The organism is Aeromicrobium sp. PFPM2_SD2 (assembly GCF_057364525.1).
This window is the reverse complement of the sequence record NZ_JBNFNZ010000050.1, coordinates 1-9,426: the sequence shown is the minus strand read 5'-3', so window position 1 is coordinate 9,426 and position 9,426 is coordinate 1. Positions and strand designations below refer to the sequence as shown.

General features: G+C 73.4%; 11 protein-coding genes. 5 read left to right on the top strand and 6 right to left on the bottom strand.

Features of this window, described 5'->3' with window-relative positions; translation table 11 throughout:
• Positions 1-9 precede the first annotated feature (9 nt).
• Together AC2W7G_RS04570 and AC2W7G_RS04565 are read right to left on the bottom strand one after the other, a co-directional pair.
• On the bottom strand, positions 10-585 hold the full coding sequence (locus AC2W7G_RS04570) for a sigma factor (RefSeq protein WP_485867397.1): 576 nt from the start codon (positions 583-585) through the stop codon (positions 10-12).
• A gap of 73 nt (positions 586-658) precedes the next feature.
• Positions 659-2,494 carry a phosphoenolpyruvate carboxykinase (GTP) gene (locus AC2W7G_RS04565; protein ID WP_485867396.1) on the bottom strand — a complete coding sequence of 612 codons (1,836 nt, stop codon included), beginning with the start codon at positions 2,492-2,494 and terminating at the stop codon, positions 659-661.
• 164 nt (positions 2,495-2,658) lie between these two features.
• Here AC2W7G_RS04565 and AC2W7G_RS04560 point away from each other — a divergent pair, with 164 nt between their 5' ends.
• From AC2W7G_RS04560 to AC2W7G_RS04550, 3 genes are read left to right on the top strand one after another with little or no spacing between them, the layout of a single operon-like run.
• On the top strand, positions 2,659-2,961 hold the full coding sequence (locus AC2W7G_RS04560) for an ArsR/SmtB family transcription factor (protein WP_485867395.1): 303 nt from the start codon (positions 2,659-2,661) through the stop codon (positions 2,959-2,961).
• Positions 2,958-3,938 (top strand): GGDEF domain-containing protein, encoded by a 981-nt coding sequence (locus AC2W7G_RS04555; RefSeq protein ID WP_485867394.1) that lies wholly within the window; start codon positions 2,958-2,960, stop codon positions 3,936-3,938. Before AC2W7G_RS04560 ends, AC2W7G_RS04555 begins: the two co-directional genes overlap by 4 nt.
• 30 nt (positions 3,939-3,968) lie before the next feature.
• Positions 3,969-5,453, top strand: a complete 1,485-nt coding sequence (locus AC2W7G_RS04550) for a potassium/proton antiporter (RefSeq protein ID WP_485867393.1) — start codon at positions 3,969-3,971, stop codon at positions 5,451-5,453.
• Here AC2W7G_RS04550 and AC2W7G_RS04545 read toward each other — a convergent pair whose 3' ends face one another.
• Genes AC2W7G_RS04545 through AC2W7G_RS04535 form a run of 3 tightly spaced genes read right to left on the bottom strand, consistent with a single transcriptional unit; the run spans position 5,454 to position 7,295 of the window.
• The gene (locus AC2W7G_RS04545; RefSeq protein ID WP_485867392.1) at positions 5,454-5,981 is read right to left on the bottom strand and encodes a LytR C-terminal domain-containing protein; all 528 of its coding nucleotides are present in this window, start codon (positions 5,979-5,981) and stop codon (positions 5,454-5,456) included.
• Positions 5,978-6,283: a type II toxin-antitoxin system VapB family antitoxin gene (locus AC2W7G_RS04540; protein WP_485867391.1), complete on the bottom strand. Its 306-nt coding sequence runs from the start codon at positions 6,281-6,283 to the stop codon at positions 5,978-5,980. Before AC2W7G_RS04540 ends, AC2W7G_RS04545 begins: the two co-directional genes overlap by 4 nt.
• A gap of 52 nt (positions 6,284-6,335) precedes the next feature.
• Positions 6,336-7,295: an NADPH:quinone oxidoreductase family protein gene (locus AC2W7G_RS04535; protein ID WP_485867390.1), complete on the bottom strand. Its 960-nt coding sequence runs from the start codon at positions 7,293-7,295 to the stop codon at positions 6,336-6,338.
• A 134-nt stretch (positions 7,296-7,429) separates the two neighbouring features.
• On the opposite strand from AC2W7G_RS04535, the gene AC2W7G_RS04530 reads away from it, so the two are divergent.
• Positions 7,430-8,050, top strand: a complete 621-nt coding sequence (locus tag AC2W7G_RS04530) for a TetR/AcrR family transcriptional regulator (RefSeq protein WP_485867389.1) — start codon at positions 7,430-7,432, stop codon at positions 8,048-8,050.
• Positions 8,051-8,122: 72 nt separating this feature from the next.
• Here the strand turns inward: AC2W7G_RS04530 and AC2W7G_RS04525 are convergent, their stop codons facing one another.
• Positions 8,123-8,614, bottom strand: a complete 492-nt coding sequence (locus AC2W7G_RS04525; protein WP_019143851.1) for an inorganic diphosphatase — start codon at positions 8,612-8,614, stop codon at positions 8,123-8,125.
• Here AC2W7G_RS04525 and AC2W7G_RS04520 point away from each other — a divergent pair.
• Positions 8,543-9,426 (top strand): D-alanyl-D-alanine carboxypeptidase (locus AC2W7G_RS04520; RefSeq protein ID WP_485867388.1); only part of this gene is annotated, 884 nt, incomplete at its 3' end. The genes AC2W7G_RS04525 and AC2W7G_RS04520 overlap by 72 nt on opposite strands.

Sequence of the window (9,426 nt, the reverse complement as noted above, 5' to 3'; positions counted from 1 at the left end):
CGAGCGCGCTCACGTCACCGGTGAGACAGGCGGTCTGGAAGGCGACCGACGGCGCGGGCGTGCTCCTCGCGCGAGTCGCCACGCGCGGTCCGAGCGCAGCGCCCGGCGAGCGGCCGACGCGAGCGTCCTACACGCCTGCGGGGTGCGTCCCACCGCGTCGGCGACCTGCTCGAACGGCACCGCGAAGACGTCGTGCAGCACCCACGCCACCCGCTGGGCCGGGGTGAGCGCCTCGAGCGCCAGCAGCAGCGCCAGGTCGACCGACTCGCCCAGCACGGCCGCGTCTCCGGCCGGTGCGACGACGGGGAGTGGGCCGGCCAGCGGCTCGGGCAGCCACGGCCCCACGTACGCCTCGCGCCGCCGACGGGCCGAGCCGAGCAGGTCCAGGCACACGCGGGACGTCACGGTCGTCAGCCACGCGGCCGGCTCGCGGACGTCTGCCCGCTCGGCCTCGGACATCCGGTACCAGCGCACGAACGCCTCCTGCACCGCGTCCTCGGCCTCGGCCGCGTCGCCCAGCAGGCGGAACGCGACGGCGAGCAGGCGCGGACGCACGTCCTCGGGCGAGGGGACGGTGGCGGTCATGGGTCCTCCCGGGAAAGGCCGGAGCCCCACGAACCATACGGTCCGTGGGGCTCCGGTCGGCAGAGCGTGCGGCTCAGGCCTCGGCGTCGAGGGCGGCGGCCACGCGGCGGTGGGCCTCCCAGATCGCCTCGGGCAGGTTCGCGAACGCCTTGAGGTGCTCCTCGCGGAAGCCGATCTCCTGCTTCCACCGGTCCACGTCGATCGACAGGATCGTCTCGAGGTCCTGCTCGGTGATCTCCATGCCCTCGAGCTTGAGCTCCTCCTTGAGCGGCAGGACGCCCACGGGGGTCTCGCGGCCCGTGACCTCGCCGTTCTTGTACTCCATGAGCCACAGCAGCGCGCGCAGGTTGTCGCGGTAGCCGTGCCACAGGAAGTGGCCGTCCTCGGGGTCGCGCTGGAACCAGTTCACGTGCGCGAAGATCGGCTGCTCGCTCGCGGCGCCGACGATCTTCAGCCAGTGGGCCGCGTACGGGCCCTCCGGGTACGACATGAACGGACGCATCGACATCGGGTCGTAGCGCAGCTGGCCCTCGACGCCCTCGGCCGCGAAGGTGGCCTCGGCGCCCAGCGTCAGGCCGTCGTAGACGCCCTCGGCCAGGTCGTGGATCGCGCGCACCAGCGGCTCGCGGTCACGGGTGCGGCCGCCGAAGATGATGCCGTCGATCGGGACGCCCTGCGGCGCCTCGAAGTCCTCGGCGATGTTCGGGACGTTGGCCAGCGTCGTGGTGAAGCGGCTGTTCGGGTGCGCCCACGGAGCGTCCGCGCCCTCGGGACGGTCGGCGATCGGGTCGCCCTTCCAGTCCAGCCAGCCGTCCAGGTCGCTCGGGTGCTCGGGCGTCTTGCCCTCCCACCAGACCTCCTGGGTCTTCTCGTTGTAGGCGACGTTGGTGAAGATCGCGCCGGTGCCGGCGTCCACCGAGTGCAGGGCGCCGGGGTTGGTGACCTCGTTGGTGTCCTTGGCGACGCCGAAGACGCCGTTCTCGGGGTTCATGCCGTACAGGCGGCCGTCCTCGCCGACCCACAGCCAGGCGATGTCGTCGCCGTAGAACTCGACGTAGTAGCGGTCGCCCAGGGTGTCGGGCGCCAGCGTCATGGCCAGGTTCGTCTTGCCCGACGCGCTCGGGAAGCCGCCGCAGATGTGGTACTTCTTCCCGGTCTCCTTGTCGGTGATGCCCAGGAGCATGAACTGCTCGGCCAGGAACTCACCGCTGCGCCAGCCGTCGTAGGCGGCCTGGCGCAGGCCGTGGGCGATCTTGCCGAGCAGCGCGTTGCCGCCGTACGAGGAGCCGTAGTGCAGGATCGTGCGCTCGTCGGCGACGGTGACGAAGTACCGCTGGTCGTCCGCGGTGCCGTGGCCGAGCGTCTCCAGGTCGCCCGTCACGTGCACGGCGCGGACGAAGTGGTCCGGCTCCGCCAGCTCGTTGATGTACTTCACGCCCACGCGCGCCATGCGGATCATGTGCAGCACGACGGTGCGCGTGTCGGTCAGCTCGACGCCCGCCGCGTACTTCTCCAGCGGCGAGCCCTGCGGCGCCATGAGGTAGGGGACGACGTACATCGTCTTGCCCTGCGACGCACCGCGCATCTTCTCCTCGAGCAGCGGCTTCATCTCCGAGGACGGACGCCAGTTGTTGTAGGCGCCGGCGTCGTCGGGGTCGCTCGTGGCCACGATCGTCCGCTCCTCCGAGCGCGCCGTGTCCTTGTGGTAGCTGCGCGAGTAGTACAGCCCCTCGCCGGCCGGAAGCAGCTCGCCCGCGTCCAGGGACTCCTGGACCAGGCGGGCGTCGTCGGACGCGTCGACCACCTCGACCCGCTCGGCTCCCGTCAGCGCCGCCCAGTACTGCACGTACTCGCGCACGTGCGGATTGGTCAGCCCTGCGGCGTCGAGCACCGACTCCACGTCAGTCATCGTTTCTTTCCTCTCGCTGCGGTCATCGCGAACGCGCTGGCCCGGTTCGATTGAAGAACCGTGCAAGTGACAGTACCGTCAGGCTCTCCCCTGGCTAGCCAGGGTGGCACAGGAGCGGTCTCTCGCAGAGTGGCACAGATCGCACTCTCACAAAGGAGCGTCCCGTGCACGACCCGGAGCACCAGCGCGCGGCGGCGTTCTTCCGCACCCTCGGTCATCCCCTGCGGCTGCGCATCCTGGAGCTGCTGGCCCGCCGCGACCACGCCGTCCACGAGATGCTCGAGGCGTTGGACGCCGAGCCGACCAACCTCTCCCACCAGCTGGCCGTGCTGCGCCAGGCCGGCCTCGTGGCGTCGCGCCGCCAGGACGGCCAGGTCGTCTACGCTGCCCGGGTGGCGGAGGTCGGCGAGCTCGTGGCGTCCGCGCGCGCGATCCTGCGGACGCACCCGTCGCCGGGGCGGCCATGAGCGGTCCGGCGTCGTCGCGGTGGCGCTCGCTGCCCCAGCTGACCGTCGTCACCGCGATCCTGTTCGGCTGCGGCTCCCTGGCCCTGCTCGCCAACGTGGTGCTCCCCGTCGAGGGCGCCAACCCGCCCCTCGTGCTGGCTGCGCTGTCCCTGGCGTCCGCGACGTGCGCGGCGTACGCGCTCGCGCGCGGGCCGCGGTTCGGTCCGGCCGAGGCGACGGTGCTGCTGGTGCCGTTGCTGGCCACGATCGTCGGGCTGACCATCACGACGGACCTGACCGTGGGCGCCCTCGGCAACGGCCTCGCGCTGCCGGTCGTCGGTGCCTACGCGGTGTGGTTCGTGCCGGGACGGGTGTCGCGGACGCTCTACCTGCTCGGCGTGGTCGGGTGGTTCGCCGCCGTCGTCGCCCGCGACGAGGGGCTCGCCGGCCTGGCCGTGACCGTGCTGCTGGAGAGCGTGGTGGCCGTGGAGGTGCTGCGCCGGCTGCGCGTGCGGCTGGCCGCGCTGTCGGTGACCGACACGCTGACGGGCGCGCTCAACGTCCGCGGCATCCGCGACGAGGCCGAGCGGCTCGCCCGCCGCGCCGAGCGCTTCGGCAAGCCGCTGGCCGTCGTCGTGGCCGACCTGGACGACCTGCGGCTGGTCAACAACACCTACGGCCACGCGGCCGGCGACGTGATGCTGGAGTCGGTCTGCGACTACTGGCGGGCTCACCTGCGCGGCAACGACGTGCTGGGCCGCACCGGCGGCGACGAGTTCGTCATCCTGCTGCCCGACACCGACGAGGCGAAGGCCGACGCGATCATGGCCGCGCTGCACGCGTCGTCCCCGGTGGGGTGGTCCTGGGGCGTCGCGACGGCCGACCCGGGCGACGCGTTCGCGGCCGTCGTGGAGCGCGCGGACGAGCGGATGTACGAGCGCAAGGCCCGTCACCACCGGGCTCCCGGACGACGCAGGGACGAGGTCGGCGACCGCTAGCATGGCACTCCGCCGACCCGAGGAGACGCCGTGCACGAGGTCGCCCTCGACGTGCTCCTGCTGATCGGCGCCGCGGTCCTCATCCTGGCGATCGTCGCGGTGCGGTTCTCCCACCGGCTCGGCCTGCCCAGCCTCCTGGTCTACCTCGGCATCGGCCTGCTGCTCGACGAGACCGGCTTCTACGGCCACTTCCACGACGCCGACCTCGCGCTCGCGCTCGGCCTGGCCGCACTCGTGCTCATCCTGGCCGAGGGCGGCCTCACGACCCGCTGGGACCACGTGCGTCCGGCGATGGGCCTGGGGCTGCTGCTGGCGACGCTGGGCGTGACGGTCAGCGTCGTCGTGGTGGCTTTGGCCGCCCACTACCTGCTGGGACTGGACTGGCAGCTCGCGCTGCTGCTCGCCGCCGTCACCAGCCCGACCGACGCCGCGGCCGTGTTCTCGGTGCTGCGGACCGTCCCGCTGCGCTCGCGCGTGGGCGGCGTCCTGGAGGCCGAGTCCGGTCTCAACGACGCCCCGATCGTCGTGCTGGTCGTGGCCCTCTCCGCCGGCGACCTGGCCGAGCAGCCCGCTCTCGTGACCGCGGGGCTCATCGTCGGCGAGCTGGCGCTGGGCGCGGTGCTGGGGCTGGCCGTCGGGTGGCTGGGCGGACGCCTGCTGCGGGCCCTGGCGCTGCCGTCGTCCGGCCTCTATCCCCTGGCCGTGCTGGCCTTCACCGTCCTGGCCTACGGGCTGACCACCGTCGCGCACGGCAGCGGGTTCGCCGCGGTGTACGTCGCGGCGCTCGTGCTGGGCAACACCGAGCTGCCCCACCGCGGGGCGACGCGGTCGTTCGCCGAGGGCGTGGGCTGGCTGGCGCAGATCGGGCTGTTCGTCATGCTCGGCCTGCTGGCCGACCCGCTGACCATCGAGTGGTGGCACGCCGGCACCGCGCTCGGCGCCTGGCTGGTGCTGACCCTGGTCGCCCGGCCGTTGTCCGTCGCGGCGTGCGCGGTCTGGTTCGGCCGGCCGCTGGGGGAGCAGCTGTTCGTGTCGTGGGCCGGGCTGCGCGGCGCCGTGCCGGTCATCCTGGCCACCATCCCGCTCGCGGCGGACGTCCCCGGCTCGCACGACCTGTTCAACGTCGTGCTCGTGTTCGTCATCGGCTCGACCCTCGTCCAGGCCCTGCCGCTCGGGTGGGTCGCCGGACGCGCCGGGGTGCTCACCGACACCCGTGATCTCGAGGTGGACGCCGCCCCGCTCGAGCGGATCTCGGCCGACCTGCTGCTCGTCCACGTCGTGCCGGGCTCGCGCCTGGCCGGGGTGGAGATCGGCGAGCTGCGGCTGCCGGTCGGGGCCAGCGTGACGCTCGTGGTGCGCGACGGCGAGAGCCTCGTCCCGCACCGCACGACGCGCCTGCGCACCGAGGACGACGTGCTCGTGGTGGTCTCGCGGCGGGTGCGCCAGCAGGCGGAGTCGCGGCTGCGCGCGGTGTCGCGCCACGGCCGCCTGGCCGGCTGGGACCCGGGGCCCTAGCTACTCGACCGCGGCCTCGTTCGGCACGCAGACCGTGACGTCCTGCGTCGCCGTGACGGCGGCCGGGGCCTTGCGCAGACCGGCGTAGTCGCCGCCGACGACGAGCGTGACGCCCTCGTCGAGCACGACCCCGGCCGGCGGCCGCTGGACCCGGACGTCGCCCTTCACCTGGCGCGCCACGAGCTTGACCATGTCGTCGTTCGCGTCGGCGGCCAGGATCGTGGCGCGGCTGGCCCGCACGCCCTCGGGCGCGTTGGCGATGCTGCCGGCAAGGAAGCCGCGGCGCTGCAGCTGTAGCGAGGCCCGGTTGGCCAGGCCGCTCTTCTGGCTGGCGTTGCGGACGTGGACCGTGACCAGGTTCGAGGTCAGCTTCTCGCCCTTGCGCACGACGGTGTCGGTGCAGGTGGGGCCCTCGACGGTCGTGTCGGCGTCGGCGAGCAGCAGGTTGGCGCCGTAGCCGGCACCCGCGACCAGCACGAGCGCGGCGGTGACGAGGGTGAGGGCGGACGTGACGCGACGGCGGCTCACGCGGGGGTCTCCTGGAGGTCGTGGACGCGGGCGTGCAGCATCGTGCGCTGCTGGAGGGCGGCGCGCAGGGCGCGGTGGAGGCCGTCCTCGAGGTACAGCTCGCCGCGCCAGCGCACGACGTGGGCGAACAGGTCGCCGAAGTAGGTGGAGTCCTCGTCGAGGAGGGTCTCCAGGTCGAGCTCGGTCTTCGTGGCCACGAGCTCGTCCAGGCGGACCTGCGTGGGCGGCACGTCGGCCCACTGGGCCGCGGTCAAGCCGTGGTCCGGGTAGGGACGCCCGGGGTTCACACGCTTGAAGATCACGGGGCCAGTCTAGACAGGCCGCGCCCCGCCGGGCCGGACGCCGAGCCGCGGGTCAGGGCGTCAGGACGATCTTCCCGGTCGCGCGTCGCTCGTCGATGTCGTGCAGCGCCTTCGTCACGTCCTCCAGCGGGTAGGTCGCGCCGACGACCGGGGCCAGGGCGCCGGACTCCAGGTGCGGCAGCATCGCGTCCCACTCGCGCCGGATGTGGCCCGGGCGCGACAGGGCGTACGCGCCCCAGCCGACGCCGACGACGGACGTGTTGTTGAGCAGCAGCCGGTTGACCTTCACCTCGGGGATCGATCCGCCGGTGAAGCCGATGACGAGCAGGCGTCCGTCCTCGCGCAGGCAGCGCAGCGAGTCGGTGAAGCGGTCACCGCCGACCGGGTCGACGACCAGGTCGACGCCGCCGCGCTCCTTGACCGCGTCGCGGAACCCGTCGACCAGCACGGAGGCGTCCGCCCCGGCGGCCAGGGCGACCTCGCCCTTGGCGTCGGTGGAGGTCACGGCCACGACGTCGCCGGCGCCGAACGCCTTGGCGACCTGGATGGCGGCCGTGCCGATGCCGCCCGCGGCGCCGTGCACGAGCACGCTCTCGCCGGCGGCCAGCCCGCCGCGCTCGACGAGCGCGAAGTACGCCGTGCCGTAGTTGAAGATCATCGACGCGCCCTGCTCGAACGAGACCGAGTCCGGGAGCGGGAACACGAGGTCCGGGGACGCGGCCACCTGCTCGGCGAAGCCGCCGAGCATCGGCAGGGCCGCGACGCGGTCGCCGACGGACAGGCCCGAGCCCTCCGGCGCGCTGGCCACCGTGCCGGCCACCTCGGCACCCGGGACGAACGGCAGGTCCGGCTTCATCTGGTACTGGCCACGGGTCAGCAGGACCTCGGGGAACGCCACCCCGGCGGCGCGGACGTCGATCAGCACCTGGCCCTCCGCTGCGGTCGGCGCGGGCACGTCGGTGATGAGGACGTCGTCGGGTCCGGTGAGCTGGGTGATCTGCACGGCACGCATGCGGGCGAGCCTAGAGCAGACAGGTGAGCAATCGCTTACCTTGCGTCCGTGCGCCCCGCGGCCGCCGGGTCCGCGTGACGGATACCGGCGGTATCGGGGATACTGGCCGGGCCGTCCCGTCCCCAGGAGGTCCCGTGGCCGACGCCCCCGCGGAGCAGAGCGCCCGCAGCCGGGCCGCCCGCCAGGCCGAGACGCGCCGTCGGCTCATCGACGTCGCGCGCCGGATGTTCCTCGACGACGGCTACGCCGCGACGTCCCTGGACAAGGTCGCGGTCGAGGCCGGCTACTCCAAGGGCGCGGTGTACTCCAACTTCTCCGGCAAGGAGGAGCTGTGCCTGGCGGTGCTCGACTCGCTCCACGAGCGCCAGGTCGAGGGCGTCGTCTCGGCCTTCACCGGCGAGGGCGACCTCGACGCCCGCATCGACGCCTTCGCCCGCTGGGCCCGGGCGAACGTCGGACGTCCGCGGGCGATGGCGCTCGAGGTCGAGCTGGCCGTGGCCGCCCGGCACAGCGCGTACGTCGCCGAGGAGCTGCGCCGTCGCCACCGCGAGATCCGCAGCGCCACCGCCGACCTCATCCGGGCCGTGGTGGAGGCGGAGGGGCTGGAGCTGCAGTACTCCTACGAGGAGGCGGCCACGGTGCTGCTGAGCCTCGGCGTCGGCCTCGGCGCGCTGCGCTCGATCGACCACGAGGTCGACGTCGAGCTGTTCGGCACCGCGATGCGCGCGCTGCTCGCCGGCGCCCGCCGTCCCTAGCGGCTCGGCTCGGTACGGGCGGACGACGACGGGCCGCCCCCGAGGGGACGGCCCGTCGTGGGTCAGCGGGGCTCAGTAGCCGCCGTTGTCCTTGAAGCGCTGGAACGAGGCCTCGATCTCGACCTCGGCGGCGGCGCGGCCGACCCACGAGGCGCCCTCGACCGACTTGCCGGGCTCGAGGTCCTTGTAGACCTCGAAGAAGTGCTGGATCTCCAGGCGGTCGAACTCCGGCACGTGGTGGATGTCGCGCAGGTGCTCGTGGCGCGGGTCCGTCGCCGGGACGCACAGGACCTTGTCGTCGCCGCCGGCCTCGTCGGTCATGCGGAACATGCCGATCGCGCGGCAGGTGATGACGCAGCCGGGGAACGTGGGGACGTCGAGCAGGACGAGGGCGTCCAGCGGGTCGCCGTCCTGGCCGAGCGTGTCGTCGATGAAGCCGTAGTCCGCGGGGTACTGCGTCGCGGTGAAGAGGGTCCGGTCGAGGCGGATGCGGTGGGTCTTGTGGTCCACCTCGTACTTGTTGCGGTTCCCCTTGGGGATCTCCACGGTGACGTCGAAAATCACGGTTCCTCCGGCAAAGACGGGCTGAGACAGAGGGCCATCGTCCCACAGATACCCTCGGGGCATGAGCGGGCGGTCGGGTCGACGGGTCTGGACGCGCCTGCTCGCGGCCCTCGTCGCGGTCGCCGTGGTGGCCGGCGGGGCGCTGTGGCTGCGCGCCGCGCACGCCGACGGGCGCCTCAATCCCCTGCTCTGCGACGGCGACTGCGGACCGTCCCTGGTCTCCGCGCCCGAGGAGCTCGAGCTCGACGCGCCGGCCTCCCCGACGGACGACGTGACGGCCGCCTCCGGCGCCCGAGCCGGACGCGGCCGCGGTCCAGGCCGGCGGTCGACCGCACCGTCGCTGCCTCCGCGCTCGGGCCGCACGTCGGCGTCCGCGTCACCGACCTCGCGACCGGCCGGGTCCTGGCCGAGCACGGCGAGGGCGCGTTCACGCCCGCGTCCACGACGAAGGTGCTCACTGGCTTCGCCGCGCTCGCGACCCTGGACCCGGACACCCGGCTCGCCACGCGCACGGTGCTGGACGGCGACCGGCTCGTCCTCGTCGGCGGTGGCGACCCGTTCCTGGCCTCGGAGCGTCCGAGGCCGGCGCGGTACGGCGAGCGGGCCGATCTGACGACGCTGGCCACGCGCACGGCCCGGGCGCTGCAGCAGCAGGGCGTCACCCGGGTCCGGCTCGGCTACGACGCGTCGCTGTTCGAGGGTCCCGCCTCCAGCCCCGCGTGGGCGGCGAACGACTACGTCGGCTCGGGCATCGTCTCGCCGGTCAGCGCGCTCTGGGTCGACCGCGGGATCGGCGCGAGCGTGCCCGGCCG